Annotated in this window: 12 protein-coding genes; 9 read left to right on the forward strand and 3 right to left on the reverse strand. The window is 63.0% G+C overall.

Features of this window, described 5'->3' with window-relative positions; genetic code table 11:
- Nucleotides 1–6 precede the first annotated feature (6 nt).
- On the reverse strand, nucleotides 7–675 hold the full coding sequence (gene lptC, locus BLU35_RS19360; protein WP_093234082.1) for an LPS export ABC transporter periplasmic protein LptC: 669 nt from the start codon (nucleotides 673–675) through the stop codon (nucleotides 7–9).
- A 263-nt stretch (nucleotides 676–938) separates the two neighbouring features.
- Between lptC and sppA the strand changes: the two genes are divergently transcribed.
- The 3 genes from sppA to BLU35_RS19375 all read left to right on the forward strand — a co-directional run bounded on the left by sppA (nucleotide 939) and on the right by BLU35_RS19375 (nucleotide 2,772).
- Nucleotides 939–1,898 carry a signal peptide peptidase SppA gene (gene sppA, locus BLU35_RS19365; protein ID WP_058323666.1) on the forward strand — a complete coding sequence of 320 codons (960 nt, stop codon included), beginning with the start codon at nucleotides 939–941 and terminating at the stop codon, nucleotides 1,896–1,898.
- 129 nt (nucleotides 1,899–2,027) lie between these two features.
- A complete protein-coding gene (locus BLU35_RS19370) occupies nucleotides 2,028–2,330 on the forward strand; it encodes an integration host factor subunit beta (RefSeq protein WP_057247998.1) in 303 nt (100 codons plus the stop codon).
- Between the two features lie 97 nt (nucleotides 2,331–2,427).
- Entirely contained in the window at nucleotides 2,428–2,772 is a 345-nt protein-coding gene (locus BLU35_RS19375; protein WP_058323665.1) for a hypothetical protein, read from the forward strand.
- 33 nt (nucleotides 2,773–2,805) lie between these two features.
- Here the strand turns inward: BLU35_RS19375 and BLU35_RS19380 are convergent, their stop codons facing one another.
- Entirely contained in the window at nucleotides 2,806–3,264 is a 459-nt protein-coding gene (locus tag BLU35_RS19380) for an SRPBCC family protein (protein ID WP_058329099.1), read from the reverse strand.
- Nucleotides 3,265–3,572: 308 nt separating this feature from the next.
- Here BLU35_RS19380 and BLU35_RS19385 point away from each other — a divergent pair, with 308 nt between their 5' ends.
- From BLU35_RS19385 to olsB, 5 genes are all read left to right on the forward strand, one after another.
- The gene (locus BLU35_RS19385) at nucleotides 3,573–4,727 is read left to right on the forward strand and encodes a class I SAM-dependent rRNA methyltransferase (RefSeq protein WP_058323663.1); all 1,155 of its coding nucleotides are present in this window, start codon (nucleotides 3,573–3,575) and stop codon (nucleotides 4,725–4,727) included.
- Nucleotides 4,724–5,584, forward strand: coding sequence for a TrmH family RNA methyltransferase (locus BLU35_RS19390; protein WP_093234083.1), 861 nt, complete (start codon nucleotides 4,724–4,726; stop codon nucleotides 5,582–5,584). The genes BLU35_RS19385 and BLU35_RS19390 overlap by 4 nt, the downstream gene beginning before the upstream one ends.
- On the forward strand, nucleotides 5,581–6,072 hold the full coding sequence (gene lspA, locus BLU35_RS19395; protein ID WP_093234084.1) for a signal peptidase II: 492 nt from the start codon (nucleotides 5,581–5,583) through the stop codon (nucleotides 6,070–6,072). The genes BLU35_RS19390 and lspA overlap by 4 nt, the downstream gene beginning before the upstream one ends.
- 55 nt (nucleotides 6,073–6,127) lie before the next feature.
- Complete coding sequence (locus tag BLU35_RS19400) at nucleotides 6,128–8,404, forward strand: hybrid sensor histidine kinase/response regulator (protein WP_093234085.1); 2,277 nt, start codon at nucleotides 6,128–6,130, stop codon at nucleotides 8,402–8,404.
- 120 nt (nucleotides 8,405–8,524) lie between these two features.
- Entirely contained in the window at nucleotides 8,525–9,415 is an 891-nt protein-coding gene (olsB, locus tag BLU35_RS19405) for a l-ornithine N(alpha)-acyltransferase (protein ID WP_058323660.1), read from the forward strand.
- 340 nt (nucleotides 9,416–9,755) lie between these two features.
- Here olsB and BLU35_RS19410 read toward each other — a convergent pair whose 3' ends face one another.
- Nucleotides 9,756–12,041, reverse strand: a complete 2,286-nt coding sequence (locus BLU35_RS19410) for an NADP-dependent malic enzyme (protein ID WP_093234086.1) — start codon at nucleotides 12,039–12,041, stop codon at nucleotides 9,756–9,758.
- 103 nt (nucleotides 12,042–12,144) lie between these two features.
- On the opposite strand from BLU35_RS19410, the gene mutS reads away from it, so the two are divergent.
- Nucleotides 12,145–14,898, forward strand: a complete 2,754-nt coding sequence (gene mutS, locus BLU35_RS19415; protein WP_093234087.1) for a DNA mismatch repair protein MutS — start codon at nucleotides 12,145–12,147, stop codon at nucleotides 14,896–14,898.
- The last annotated feature ends 134 nt before the right edge of the window (nucleotides 14,899–15,032 follow it).

Genomic DNA, 15,032 nt, shown 5'->3' on the forward strand with positions numbered 1-15,032 from the left:
CGGGTCCTATTTCGCGTTCTTGCGGATGGCGGTGGGCTCGACGTTCACCCTCACCATGCCCTCAAATATTACAATACGTCCCTTATCCGTCATTCGCAGCGTCTGCGCAATGATCGAACCGCCCTTCATGCTGATCGCAACGGGCTGTTTCGTTTCCATCTCGCCGGCGTTGATATCCAGATAGGCCGACTGGAAGTCGGCGTTGATGCCATTATTGACGGAAATGGTGAACGGGGCGTTCATATCGAGCGTATTGGCGCCGCGGTCGTAGATGCCGTTGGTGGCGTCCACCGTCGCGACCATCGAATCCTTCATCGGCATTTCCGCATGGATCGTCTGCAGCGTGATGATGTCAGGATTGGCGATGTCCTGAAGCGCCCGCTGGGCTTTCATCGAATAGCTGATGCCCTGCTTGTTGCGGCCGGAGATGGCCGGATTCTGCATCACGATCTTGCCGTCCTCGATCGTCGCCGTTTCGAGTTGCAGTTCGACGGGCATGAAGGCCCGGACGAAGGAAACGGCGGCAAAGATCACCGCGATGACGCCGGCGACCACGGGCAGGATGACTTTCAGCCGCCGCACGCGCACGGAGTGCTTCGCGGCGAGCGCATAGGCGTCGGCGGAGCTCTCACCCGTATCGGCAAAAATGCCCGGGGCTGGCGCGTGGTTCAACATGAAAGGGCCTGTCGGTTCTACTGCTTTTATCGCTGAACCCATCAAAGGGTCATATACATACAATGGTGTAAGTCGTCGCAAATATGGATATTTTTTGCTGCTGCACAATGGCGCTGCAAAAAAACTCGGGTGAAGCACGAAAACGCCAGCCGCGGCTTTCAACCGTGGCCAAGCGCGTTTATGGAATATGCCTCTGCGCGCGCAGATAGCACGTTCCCGCGGAAACTGACAGAAGCTGCGCCAACAATTCGGGAGAAACCCACATGGACGAACTCGCCATCGCCGATCGCCGCAGCCTGCGCCGGAAACTCAGTTTCTGGCGCTTTGTGGTGGCGGGGCTGCTTCTTGTGGCAGCGCTCGCGATCTTTGTCTGGTCGGGCGCTGCGGACGATGTCGGCCGCACTCGTCAGCACGTGGCTCGCGTCACCATTAGTGGTCTGATCCAGGACGACCGGGAGCTTCTCGATCGCCTCCAGAAGATCGCCGACAACGACAGCGTCAAAGCACTGGTCGTCACCATTTCGTCCCCGGGCGGCACCACCTATGGCGGCGAAGTGATCTACAAGGCGATCCGCAAGGTTGCCGCCAAGAAGCCCGTTGTCTCCGATGTGCGCACGCTCGCCGCTTCGGCGGGTTACATGATTGCGCTCGCAGGCGACACGATCGTCGCGGGCGAAAGCTCGATCACCGGCTCCATCGGCGTCATCTTCCAGTATCCGCAGATCAAGGACCTGATGGACAAGATCGGCGTCTCGCTGGAATCGATCAAGTCGCGACCGCTGAAGGCGGAACCGTCGCCCTTCCATCCGGCAAGCGAAGAGGCGAAGGCGATGATCCAGGCGATGATCGATGACAGCTATGCCTGGTTTGTCGATCTGGTTGCCGAGCGCCGCAAGCTTCAACGCCCCGAGGCTCTGTTGCTCGCTGACGGCCGCATTTTCACCGGCCGTCAGGCGCTGAAAGCCAAGCTCGTCGACACGCTTGGCGGCGAGGACGAAATTCGCGCCTTCCTCACGGAGAAAAAGGTATCGAAGGACCTGCCGATCGTCGATTGGGAAGCACCGCGCAAGACCCTGCCTTTTGGCCTCGGCGCGCTGGTCGGCAACTGGATCAAGATGTTGGGATATGACGCTTTTCCGGCAATGAGCGGCTTCGAAAAAATTGCGGGCGACAAGTTGTTTCTTGACGGTCTTGTTTCGGTTTGGCAGGTTGATGGCCAATGAGGAAGGCGACATATACCCAGCCTGAGCCGTGAGGGGTTGGCGGCGTTTTTGCAAGCGTCGTCGATATTCTTGCAGCAATCACAATGCAGACCGAAAAAGCAAAACAAACAAGAATTTGAGGGGGCGACAGTGATCAAGTCAGAACTGGTGCAGATTGTTGCAGCTCGCAATCCGCATCTCTATCACCGCGATGTCGAAAACATCGTCAATGCGGTTCTCGATGAGATCACGGACGCGCTCGCGTCAGGCAACCGGGTCGAACTGCGCGGCTTCGGTGCCTTCTCCGTCAAGAACCGGCCGTCGCGTTCCGGGCGCAACCCGCGCACCGGCGATTCCGTCTTCGTCGAGGAAAAGTGGGTGCCGTTCTTCAAAACCGGCAAGGAATTGCGCGAGCGCCTTAATCCCGGCATGAATGGTGACGACGAAGACTGATCGTCTTTCTCGGTCTCAGCGGCCTGGCGCAATGGACGCCCGTCGTCCCGCGTGGCCAACGGAAACCACGCGGCCGCTCGCAAGCTGGAGCGCTTGAATGTTCAAGAAACTGATCAATATCGTTGTTCTCATTCCGGTTGGCGTGATCCTGATCGTTCTCAGCGTCGCCAATCGCCAGAGCGTGACGCTGGCACTGAACCCTTTCCGTCCGGAAGACAGCGTGCTTTCGGTCAGCGCGCCCTTCTTCGTCTTCCTGTTCCTTGCCGTCATCGTCGGCATGATCCTCGGCGCGGCAGCGACCTGGTTCAGCCAGGGCAAGTACCGTCGCCGTGCACGCACCGAGGCGAACGAAGCGGTGAAGTGGCACCGCGAAGCCGAGAAGCATCGCAGCCAGGCAGAAAAGCTCGCCACTCAGGCGACGTTGGCTGCCCCTCAGAACTGAACGCTTGACTTGACGCTGCGGAGTGGCGAGCCGTCAGCTCGCCGCTTCCGCGGTACCGCTGACGGCGGCGCCGAAGTCGGTGAAGAACTGCTGGGCCAGCTTCTTTGCGGTCGAATCGATGAGGCGCGAGCCGAGTTGGGCGAGCTTGCCGCCGATCTCTGCCTTGACGTCGTAACGCAGCACCGTGTCTGCGCCATCCTCCGTCAAGGTGACGTCGGCGCCCCCCTTGGCAAAACCGGCGATCCCGCCCTTTCCTTCGCCCGAGATCGTGTAGCCCTCTGGCGGATTGAGATTGGAGAGCATGACATTGCCGGTGAAGGAGGCAGAGACCGGGCCGATCTTGATCTTCACAACCGCTGCAAGCTCGGTCGGCGACGTCATCTCCAGCGACTGACAGCCGGGGATGCACCGTTTCAGGATTTCCGGATCGTTGAGGCCGCGCCACACCGCGTCGCGCCCAGCCGAAATTCGCTCTTCGCCGGTCATGTCCATGCGCTTTCCTCCCATTGGAGCGCCGCGCATCGGCATCGACGCGCAAAGATCGCTGTAACACATTAGGCCTGCTGCAGAATATTGTCCCCAAGCCGGTTCCGACCCAAGGAAATTTGCCGCGGGTTCTCCCGCGCCGATCTTCGCAAAACGGAAACGACTTTGCCAAGTGCATAAGCGATGCTATTTGCAGCTTCAATAGATGCCGCGGCTGAAGGCTGCGGCGACAAACCTCATGGCGTCCGCCCGCTCGCGCTCGATACTGCGAAGGGCAGGCGGCACATGCTCTAACAAAGCCCAGGGATCTCAGCGTGAAGGAAAAGGACCGGCGGTCGAAGAATGCCTCCGTGACGATGGCCAAAGGCCGCGGCGCCGAGGCGCGTGGCGGCGGTCGCCACGATCAGAAGCGTCCGGCACCGCCGAAGGGCGGCGGCTTCAAGGAACGGCCGGCGCGCCCGGTGGCAGCGCAGGCCGGGGAAACACGCGACAGGCCCGCCAAGCAGGCATCCGTGCAGGAGACCCCCTTGCGGGTGATCGCCCGGCGAACCGGCGAAAAGCCGGCCGAGCGCGTGCCGCTCATTCTCGAGACCGTGGGCGCTTCCGGCTACCATCTGATCGACAGCGGCGCCGGCGAGAAGCTCGAACAATACGGTCCCTATCGCATCGTGCGTCCCGAGGCGCAGGCGCTCTGGCCGCGCAGCTTGGCGGATGGCGTCTGGGAAAAGGCCGACGCGATTTTCACAGGCGACACCGACGAGGACGGCATGGGCCGCTGGCGCTTTCCGGGCGCCGTGCTCGGCGAAACCTGGCCGATGCAGCTTCTCGGAACCGATTTCCACGGCCGCTTCACCTCGTTTCGCCATGTTGGCGTCTTCCCCGAACAGCTCGCGCACTGGAGCTGGGTCAAGGACCAGGTGGAAGCTGCAGGGCGGCCGCTCAAGGTTCTGAACCTCTTCGGCTATACCGGTGTCGCTTCGCTGATCGCCGCCAGGGCCGGCGCCGAGGTCACCCACGTCGACGCCTCGAAGAAGGCGATCGGCTGGGCACGCGAGAACCAGCAGCTGGCGCGGGCCGAAAAGCTGCCGATCCGCTGGATCTGCGACGACGCAATGAAGTTCATCCAGCGCGAAGAGCGCCGCGGCAGCCGCTACGACATCATCCTGACCGACCCGCCGAAGTTCGGCCGTGGTCCGAATGGCGAGGTCTGGCAGCTCTTCGATCATCTGGCTGCGATGCTCGACATCTGCCGCGAGATCCTTTCGCCGGAGGCGCGCGGCCTGGTGCTGACCGCCTATTCGATCCGGGCGAGCTTCTATTCGATCCATGAACTGATGCGCGAGACGATGCGCGGCCGGGGCGGCCGGGTGGAATCGGGCGAGCTCATCATCCGCGAGGGCGGGCTTGACGGACGCGAGCCGGGCAGGGCGCTTTCGACCTCTCTCTTCAGCCGCTGGGTACCGCAATGACGAACGACAGAAGCGAACACGGCGCCGGTCGTGTGGGTCAGGTAAAGGAGGTCACGAGCCTCACCAACCCGATCATCAAGGATATCCGCGCGCTGGCACAGAAGAAGCATCGCGACGAGACGCGGTCCTTCATGGCCGAAGGCCTGAAGCTGGTGATCGACGCGCTCGATCTCGGCTGGAAGATCAAGACGCTGATCTATGCCAAGGCGGCCAAGGGCAAGCCGCATGTGGAGCAGGTGGCGGCGAAGACCTTCGCCAAGGGTGGTCTGGTGCTCGAGGTCAGCGAGAAGGTGCTGACGACGATCACCCGGCGCGACAATCCTCAGATGGTCGTCGGTATCTTCGAGCAGCGCTACCAGTCGCTGAAGGATCTGAAGCCGCAACTGGGCGAAACCTATGTGGCGCTCGACCGGGTGCGCGATCCCGGCAACCTCGGCACCATCATCCGCACGGCCGATGCCGCCGGCGCATCCGGCATCATCCTCGTCGGCGAGACCACCGATCCGTTTTCGCTGGAAACCGTGCGCGCTACCATGGGCTCGGTCTTCGCGATGCCGGTGGCACGCGCCAGCGTGGAAGATTTCATCCGCTGGCAGAAATCCGCCGGAGTGAAGGTGGTTGCCACCCATCTCGCCGGCGCCGTCGATTACCGCACCATCGATTACAAGTCGAAGCCCGTGGTGATCCTGATGGGCAACGAACAGGCGGGTCTGCCGGAGGAGCTTACCCGTGAGGCAGGTGCGCTCGCACGCATCCCGCAGGCCGGACGCGCCGATTCACTCAACCTTGCGATCGCTACCGGCATCATGCTGTTCGAGGCGCGCCGTCATCTGCTGACGCTGGACGCCCGCGCATGAGCGAGAAGCAGGTTCTGTTTTCGCGGCCGCTGCCGATCGCGGTCTTCATCCTTCTCGCGCTCATCGCCGATCAGCTGATCAAGTATCTGGTCGAGATCTACCTGCCCTTCAATCAGGCGGTCCACGTCGTGCCGATGCTGGCGCTTTACCGTACCTACAACTATGGCGTCGCCTTCTCGATGCTGTCGGGCATGGAAGGCTGGTTCATCGTCGGCATGCGGCTTGCCGTCGTCGCTTTCGTGCTCTGGCTCTGGAAGCGCACGCCGAAGGACCGGTTCTTTGCGCATTTCGGCTACGCGCTGATCATCGCCGGCGCACTCGGCAACCTCGTCGACCGGCTGATCTTCGGCTACGTGATCGACTACATCCTTTTCTATACGGAAACATGGTCCTTCGCCGTCTTCAATCTGGCCGATACCTTCATCACCATCGGCGCCGGAGCCATCATCCTTGACGAACTGCTGCACGCGAAAAAGGCCGATCGTTAAGATTTTACCGGTGCATTGAAGCCATTCGGAACGCTTGTCGTGTTAGCCGGTTTGCATGAGCGAACCGTCACGATTGCTGGAGCGGATCGAATCCGGCTTCCGGACAGGAAGCCGGACGGGTGACGCGCCGCCGGTGGCTTCGCTCTCTGTGGAAGCGCCTCCTCCGGCTCACGAGCAGGAAGCACCCGTCAAGGGCAAGCGCCATGCGCTCAATCAGGCGTCGCTGGCATTGCTCGGCCTTGTCGCCTCCGGTCTCATTCTCGTCATCGGCATGAGTGCCGGCTTTTACCTGTTTTCCGCAGCGATTGCGGCGGCAGGCTCTGTCGGCGTGTTCCTGCTCGTCGTCGAAGCCATACGGTCGTTCGATGGCAGGCAGGCAGGCGACGAAGCGGACCGGGATCGCGATTGGCATCGCTCCGAGACGTCGGCATTGCTCTCGACCATTCACGATGCGCTGGGTGACCTCGCGATCATGCGCGGCATGGACGGAAAGATCGTTCATGCCAACGCGGTATTCCATCAGGTCTGCGGCCACTCCGATGTCCACGGCCTCGATTGCGAGGCGCTTGGCCTGAGCTTCGAGCCGAAGGCTGCGCCCAATCACTATCTGGTCCGGATTGCGGCATCGGACGGCGTGCGCCTTTACGACTGGCACGACGTGATCGCCCGCGATCCGGCAAGTGGCAGGCTCATGCGCCACAGCATCGCGCGCGACGTCACCGAGGAGGCCGCGGCGGCGCGTGAGCGCGAAGCGGCGCGCCGGCGGGCAGAGGAGGCGAGCAAGGCGAAGTCGAGGCTTCTCGCCACAGTCAGCCATGAGATCCGTACGCCGCTTTCCGGCATCCTCGGCGTGAGCCACCTGCTCGGCCAGACCCGGCTGTCGAGCGAGCAGAAGAACTACCTCGCCGGCATGCAGCAGTCCGGCCATGCGCTGGTCCAGCTCGTCGAGGACCTGATCGATTTCTCGTCGCTGTCGGCCGGTCGCTTCCAGTTTCGCCCGACCCGACAGGATCCGCGTGGCGTCATCGAGAGCGTGGTGGAAATGCTCTCCAACCGGGCGCATGAGAAAGGCATCGAGATCGGTGCCACGGTCGCCGTCGATGTGCCCGCTGAGATGGCCTTCGATGCGGCGCGCCTGCGCCAGGTGCTCTTCAACGTGATCGGCAATGCGGTGAAGTTCACCGAGGTCGGCGGCGTCTTTGTCGGCGCCGATACGGTCGACGAATGCGTGCGGATCCGGATCGACGACACCGGTCCGGGCATGTCGCCTGACGACCTGAAGCGCATTTTCGAGGAGTTCGAGCAGGCCGGAAACGACGAACAGCGGGCGAAGGGCACCGGCCTTGGCCTCGCCATCTCCCGCAGGATCATGCAGGCCTGCGGTGGCAGCCTTACGGCCGCAAGCGCGCCGGGACGCGGCAGCCGTTTCGAAATTCGTCTGCCATTTGCCGAGATCGAGGCGGTCGCACCGGAGCGCCGGTCGTGCCTTGCGGGCTCGCATGTCCTGGTGATGGCGCCCGATGGTCCGGCCTCGGCGGCGCTCGCCGCGACGATCGCGACACTCGGCGGGCGGTGCCATCGTGCCACCACGCTTGCCGCGGCCCAGCATGTCCTTGCGGACGTACTCGCCGGCGGCGCGCCGCTGACGGACGTGATCGTCGACCACCGCCATGCCCAGCAATACAAGCAGCTTCTTTCCCTGCAGCCGTCCGTTGCACGGGTGGAGGTGCGGCGCACCTATCTGATCAATCCGGAGGAGCGCAACAGCCACCCCGTCAACCAGATGGACGGCTACGAGGCATGGCTGATCCGGCCGCTGCGCGAAAAGTCCCTGGTCGAGGTGCTGCTCGGTCGCCTGAAGGGTATCGAGAAACGCGACGCGATCAACGACAACCGGCCCGTTCTGCGAGAGGAGCCTGCGACCACGCCTGTTTACAACAGGGCGAATGGGATCCTGCTGGCCGAAGACGATCCGGTCAACGCGCTGATCGTTCGCACCGTGCTCCAGCGCTCGGGGTATTCGGTCCGCCTTGTCAGCGACTTCGGCGCCGTAGCTAAGGCCTTGCATGCGTCCGGCGAGCGCTCGCTTCCTGAGCTGCTGGTGACCGATCTCAACATGCCGGGTGGCGACGGCCTTTCGCTGTTGCAGCACCTGCGCGCCGATGAGGCTGCGCGATCCGCGCCCCGGCTGCCCGTCATCGTCCTGACGTCGGATGTTCGTGCCGACATGCGCGAAAGGCTGATGGGCGCCGGCGCCGACGCCGTGTTGTCGAAGCCCGCCGATCCGCAGCTCCTGACGTCGGAGATCGCCCGCCTGCTGCGCAAACGGTAACTTCGGCAGTGGTAACGGTAACCATCGGGGCGTGGGGGTTGTATGCCGCTTTCATGTCACTATGTTGTTGCAGAAACGTGGTCTAAGCCCGACAGATAGAATTGATTCGGGATGACGCGGATGGCCATCGAGCTACTGGATTCAGCGAACGTGGTTGACACTTCTCAGGCTTGCATCGGCAAGAAGGCTGCCGCCCCGACGACTGACGTTCTTGGCAGGATCGCCAATCTCGAGACGCGCCTGGCACGGACGGCATCGGAGATCGATGCCGCCCAGGCCGTACGCTACAAGGTTTTCGTCGAGGAGATGAATGCGCAGGTTGGCGCCGAAGCCGACCGGCGCAAGCGCGACGTCGACAGCTGGGACGCGATCTGCGACCACCTTCTGGTTCTCGATACCGCGATCGAGGGCGATGCCGAGGATCAGATCGTCGGCACCTATCGCTTGCTCCGCCAGGACGTGGCCGAGCGCTCGGGCGGTTTCTACTCGGCTTCCGAATTTGCCATCGACCAGCTTCTCGCTCGCCATCCGACCAAGCGCTTCATGGAACTCGGCCGTTCCTGCGTGTTGCCGGACTACCGTACCAAGCGGACGGTGGAACTGCTTTGGCAGGGAAACTGGGCCTACGCACTCAAATACGGCATGGACGCCATGTTCGGCTGCGGTTCGTTCCCCGGCGTGGTGCCGGCCGAGCATGCGCTGGCGCTTTCCTTCCTGCATCACAACATCCGCGCCCGTGACGAATGGGCCGTGAGCGCACGTCCGGAACTGCATCGGACCATGGATTTGATGCCGGCCGAGGCGATCAATGCGAAAAAGGCGCTCGGCGCCCTGCCGCCACTGATCAAGGGCTATATGCGTCTGGGCGCAATGGTCGGCGACGGCGCGGTGGTCGATCATGCATTCCGCACGACGGATGTTTTGATCGTGCTGCCGATCAGCAATATCTCCGGCCGTTATCTCAATTATTACGGCGCAGACGCAGGGCGGTTCGCGACCTCCGTCTCCTGACGGGCGCGTGACTGGATTAACCAAGTCTTAATGACGAGTTTGACTTTCGAGACTGAAAGAGAGACTTGTATTGTCAAGTTATTCTCTAATTTCATCACGAGAGAATAGAGAAAATAACGGAGGAATGGCCGATCATTTCCGGAGGTCGGCCGGCATGGAATTCCAAATCCTCCGTCTTTCATTACCTAAAACGTAGTTCGGTTGCCTGATTATGAGCCCGCTTCTTCTCTCCAGGGGATGCGGGCTCTTCTTTTTATAAGTTGTAGCGATTTGTTACTATTTCGACAGGCCTGGCGACTTTGAGTGCCAGGCCTGTGCCAAAATAATACATCCGTCGGTGTCACATGCCGGCGTTGTAGGCGGCAATCGCCGCCATGTTGACGATGTCGGAATCCTTGGCCGACATCGAGACGATCTGGATCGACTTGTCGAAGCCGACGAGCAGGGGACCGATGACCGTCGAGCCGCCGAGTTCCTGCAGCATCTTGGTCGAGATCGACGCCGAGTGGAACGCCGGCATGACGAGCACGTTGGCGGTGCCGGAGAGGCGGCAGAACGGATATTGCTCCATGACGCGGGCGTTGAGCGCCACGTCCGCCGCCATTTCTCCGTCATATTCGAAGTCGACGCGGCGCTTGTCGAGGATGTTGACCGCTTCGCGCACCCGCTCGGAGCGTTCGCCCGAGGGGTGGCCGAAGGTGGAATAGGCGAGCATCGCCACGCGCGGCACGTAACCGAGCCGTTTGGCGAGGCCGGCTGCCTCCTCGGCGATATCGGCAAGCTCCTCCGAAGAGGGCATGTCGTGCACTGCCGTGTCGGCGACGAGCACGGTGCGGCCGCGGCAGAGCGCGATCGAGACGCCGATGACACGATGGCCCGGCTTCGGATCGATGCAGCGGCGCACGTCCTCGAGCGCGGTCGAATAGTTGCGGGTAAGACCCGTGACCATGCCGTCGGCATCGCCGAGCGCCACCATGCAGGCGGCGAAGTGGTTGCGGTCATTGTTGATCAGGCGTTGGGCGTCGCGGAAGAGGAAGCCCTTCCGCTGCAGGCGAGCATAGAGATAATCCGTATAGGCGCCGACGCGCTTGGAAAGGCGTGCATTGACGATCTGGATGCCGGGGCGGTCGAGGTCGATGCCCTCGCGCTCCGCCGTCTCGCGCATGCGTTCTTCGCGGCCGAGCAGGATGGCGGTGCCGAGCTGCTGGTTGGCATAGGCGATCGCCGAGCGCATGACCTGCACCTCTTCGCCTTCGGCAAAGACAATACGCTTCGGCTGGCGCCGGACGCGTTCGTAGATACGCTGCAGCGTCGAGGCGATCGGGTCGCGGCGGGCGGAAAGCTGGCGGCCATAGGCCTCGAGATCGGTGATCGGCTTGCGGGCGACGCCGCTTTCCATCGCCGCCTTGGCAACGGCCATCGGGATCGACGAGATCAGGCGCGGATCGAAGGGGACCGGGATGATGTATTGCGGTCCGAAGCGCGGCCGGTTGCCCTGATAGGCGGCGGCAACGTCATCTGGAACGTCTTCCTTGGCAAGGCTCGCCAGTGCTTCCGCTGCCGCGATCTTCATCTCGTCGTTGATCGTCGTCGCGCGCACATCGAGGGCGCCGCGGAAGATATAGGGGAAGCCGAGCACGTTGTTGACCTGGTTCGGATAGTCCGAGCGGCCGGTCGCGACGATCGCATCGTCGCGGATACGGGCGACTTCCTCGGGCGTGATTTCCGGATCCGGGTTGGCCATCGCGAAGATGATTGGCCGCGCTGCCATCGAGCGCACCATGTCCTCGGAAAGCGCGCCCTTGGCAGAAAGGCCGAAGACCACGTCGGCGCCTTCGAGCGCCTCGGCGAGCGTGCGGCGGTCGGTCTTGACCGCATGCGCCGACTTCCACTGGTTCATGCCCTCGGTGCGACCCTCGAAGATCACGCCCTTGGTGTCGCAGAGGATGACGTTTTCCGAGTTGAAGCCCATCGACTTGATGAGCTCGATGCAGGCGATAGCAGCCGCCCCCGCGCCGTTGCAGACGAGCTTCGTCGTCTTAAAGTCGCGGCCGGTCAAAGCCAGCGCGTTGATGAGGCCGGCAGCGGCGATGATCGCCGTGCCGTGCTGGTCGTCGTGGAACACCGGGATGTCCATGACCTCGCGCAGCTTCTGCTCGATGATGAAACAGTCCGGCGCCTTGATGTCCTCGAGATTGATGCCGCCGAATGATGGCCCCAGAAAGCGCACGCAGTTGATGAACTCGTCGACGTTCTCGGTATCGACTTCGAGGTCGATCGAATCGACGTCGGCAAAACGCTTGAACAGCACCGCCTTGCCTTCCATGACCGGCTTGGAGGCAAGCGCCCCGAGGTTACCGAGGCCGAGGATGGCCGTGCCATTCGAGATGACGGCGACCATGTTGCCACGCGTGGTGTAGTCATAGGCTGTGTTGGGGTCCTCGGCGATCGCCTTCACCGGCACCGCGACACCCGGCGAATAGGCAAGCGACAGGTCGCGCTGGGTCGCCATGGCCTTGGTGGGGGAAATCTCCAGCTTTCCGGGACGACCCTGCGAGTGAAAATCGAGCGCTTCTTGCGCGGTGACGCTCGTCATTGTGCGATCGGTCTTGTCGGTGGCCGGCATGTTTCCTCTATCCTCCTGTGGGCGAGCCTTGCGGCGCGCCTCTTTATGGTTGTCGTCTACAATTGCTTGGGGATAGTGTGCCATCTCTTTTTTCGGAACAATCATGAATTTCGTGACAGACCAATCGAACCGCGCCGGGGAGGTGTTGTCCGCAGCCGAACTGGCGAGCGAGGAAAGCCGTTCCACGGCAACGCCGATGATGGAACAGTTCATCGAGATCAAGGCGAACAACCCGGATTCGCTGCTGTTCTACCGCATGGGCGACTTCTACGAGCTGTTCTTCCAGGACGCGGTCGAAGCGTCGCGCGCGCTCGGCATCACGCTGACGAAGCGCGGCCAGCACATGGGACAGGAAATTCCGATGTGCGGCGTGCCGGTGCATGCCGCCGACGATTATCTGCAGAAGCTGATCGGCCTCGGCTTCCGCGTCGCAGTCTGCGAGCAGGTCGAAGACCCGGCGGAGGCCAAGAAGCGCGGCGGCAAATCGGTGGTGCGCCGCGACGTCGTGCGCCTGGTGACGCCGGGCACGATCACCGAAGAGAAACTGCTGTCGCCGTCGGAAACCAACTATCTGATGGCGCTGGCGCGCATCAAGAGCGGCTCCGAACCCGCTTACGCGCTTGCCTGGATCGATATCTCCACTGGCATCTTCCGGCTGGCCGAGACCGCCGAAAGCCGTCTGCTCGCCGATATCCTGCGCATCGAGCCGCGCGAACTGATCCTTGCCGATACGGTGTTTCACGATCCGGAATTGAGGCCCGTCTTCGACGTGCTCGGCCGTGTGGCCGTGCCGCAGCCGGCGGTGCTGTTCGACAGCGCGACGGCCGAGGGCCGCATTAGCCGCTATTTCGGCGTCAAGACGCTCGATGGCTTCGGCACCTTTTCGCGCGCGGAACTCGCCGCCGCTTCGGCTGCGATCTCCTATGTCGAGAAAACCCAGCTTGCCGAACGTCCGGCGCTCGGCACCCCCGAGCGCGAAAGCGCTGCTTCGACGCTGTTCATTGATCCGGCGACCCGCGCCAACCTTGAACTGGTCAAGACACTCTCCGGTGCGCGCGAGGGCACGCTGCTGAAGGCGTTGGACAGAACAGTGACGAGCGGCGGTGCGCGGCTTCTCGCCGAGCGGCTTATGTCGCCGCTGACCGATCCGGACCGTATCAACCAGCGCCTCGACTCGATCGAGATCCTTGCGGATCAGCCTTCCTTCGCAAGCGACCTGCGCGATGCGCTCAGGCGGGCGCCGGATATGCCGCGCGCCCTGTCGCGACTGGCGCTCGGTCGTGGCGGTCCGCGTGATCTCGGCGCCATCCAGGCCGGCTTGCATGCTTCCGCGTCGATATCGCGCCGGATGGCGGCCGGCACGCTATCGGATGAGCTGAAGGAAGCACGAGCCGCGATCGACGCACTGCCCGCCGGTCTGCTCGGCCTGCTCGACGCGACCCTTGGCGAGGAACTGCCACTGCTGAAGCGCGACGGCGGTTTCGTATGCGAAGGCGCCAATGCCGAGCTCGACGAAGTCCGGGCGCTGCGCGATCAGTCTCGCCGGGTGATCGCCGGGCTGCAGCTGCAATATTCCGAAGAGACCGGCATCAAGTCGCTGAAGATCAAGCACAACAACGTGCTCGGCTATTTCATCGAGGTGACGGCCGGCAATGCCGGCGCGATGACCGATACGGATGCCGGCCGCGCCCGTTTCATCCATCGCCAGACCATGGCCAATGCCATGCGCTTCACCACGACGGAACTGGCCGAACTCGAAAGCAAGATTGCCAACGCCGCCGACCGGGCGCTGTCGATCGAGATCGAAGCCTTTGACGCCATGACGGCCGAGGTCGTTGCGGCTGCGGAGACCCTCAAGGCGGCGGCATTGGCGCTTGCGACCGTCGATGTATCGGTCGGCCTCGCCGTGCTCGCCGAGGAGCAGGCCTATGCCCGCCCCACTGTTGACCGCTCGCGCATGTTCGCGATCGACGGCGGCCGCCATCCGGTGGTCGAGCAGGCACTGAAGCGCCAGGCAAGCAATGCCTTCGTCGCCAATGGCTGCGATCTCTCGCCGCCCGAGGGCGAGGAGGGCGGCGCGATCTGGCTGCTTACCGGTCCCAACATGGGCGGTAAGTCGACCTTCCTGCGCCAGAATGCGCTGATCGCGATCATGGCGCAGATGGGCACTTTCGTTCCCGCCGCAAGCGCCCATATCGGCATCGTCGACCGGCTCTTCTCCCGTGTCGGCGCCTCCGACGATCTGGCGCGCGGCCGCTCGACCTTCATGGTGGAGATGGTCGAGACGGCGGCGATCCTCAACCAGGCGACCGACCGTTCGCTGGTGATCCTCGACGAGATCGGTCGTGGCACCGCCACCTTCGACGGCCTGTCGATCGCCTGGGCGGCGGTCGAGCACCTGCATGAGGCAAACCGCTGCCGCGGCCTGTTTGCCACCCACTTCCATGAGCTGACGGTGCTTTCGGAAAAGCTCGGCCGTCTCTCGAACGCGACGATGCGCGTCAAGGAATGGCACGGCGACGTGATCTTCCTGCACGAGGTAGGCCCGGGCGCTGCCGACCGGTCCTATGGCATCCAGGTCGCCCGCCTTGCCGGCCTGCCGGCCTCGGTGGTGGCGCGTGCCAAGGACGTGCTCGCTAAGCTCGAGGATGCCGACCGCAAGAACCCGGCGAGCCAGCTGATCGACGATCTGCCGCTCTTCCAGGTGGCGATCCGCCGCGAAGAGGTGAAGGCCGCAGGTCCGTCCAAGGTCGAGGAGGCGTTGAAGACGCTGAACCCAGACGACATGACGCCGCGCGAAGCGCTCGACGCCCTCTATGCGCTGAAGAAGGAACTGAGCGCCGCCAAGGCGGGATGAGGAATAGTGTGTGCGGTTTTCCGCCCGCATCCCGCCAACCGCTGGCTAAAGCGGCGCGCGCCTTTTTCCTGTGCAGCCTTCCGTAAAAAGGCTATACAGCGCCGCGCGCCTTTGCCGGCGCGGCGATTGAAATG

The sequence above is a fragment of the Sinorhizobium sp. NFACC03 genome (assembly GCF_900103435.1).
In the GTDB taxonomy this organism is placed as follows: Bacteria; Pseudomonadota; Alphaproteobacteria; order Rhizobiales; family Rhizobiaceae; genus Ensifer.

Excerpts from the sequence above, each read along its gene's own strand:
- lptC (WP_093234082.1), bottom strand. The coding sequence starts at position 675 with ATGTTGAACCACGCGCCAGCCCCGGGCATTTTTGCCGATACGGGTGAG.
- sppA (WP_058323666.1), top strand. The coding sequence starts at position 939 with ATGGACGAACTCGCCATCGCCGATCGCCGCAGCCTGCGCCGGAAACTC.
- BLU35_RS19375 (WP_058323665.1), top strand. The coding sequence starts at position 2,428 with ATGTTCAAGAAACTGATCAATATCGTTGTTCTCATTCCGGTTGGCGTG.
- BLU35_RS19380 (WP_058329099.1), bottom strand. The coding sequence starts at position 3,264 with ATGGACATGACCGGCGAAGAGCGAATTTCGGCTGGGCGCGACGCGGTG.
- BLU35_RS19390 (WP_093234083.1), top strand. The coding sequence starts at position 4,724 with ATGACGAACGACAGAAGCGAACACGGCGCCGGTCGTGTGGGTCAGGTA.
- lspA (WP_093234084.1), top strand. The coding sequence starts at position 5,581 with ATGAGCGAGAAGCAGGTTCTGTTTTCGCGGCCGCTGCCGATCGCGGTC.
- BLU35_RS19400 (WP_093234085.1), top strand. The coding sequence starts at position 6,128 with ATGAGCGAACCGTCACGATTGCTGGAGCGGATCGAATCCGGCTTCCGG.
- olsB (WP_058323660.1), top strand. The coding sequence starts at position 8,525 with ATGGCCATCGAGCTACTGGATTCAGCGAACGTGGTTGACACTTCTCAG.
- BLU35_RS19410 (WP_093234086.1), bottom strand. The coding sequence starts at position 12,041 with ATGCCGGCCACCGACAAGACCGATCGCACAATGACGAGCGTCACCGCG.
- mutS (WP_093234087.1), top strand. The coding sequence starts at position 12,145 with ATGAATTTCGTGACAGACCAATCGAACCGCGCCGGGGAGGTGTTGTCC.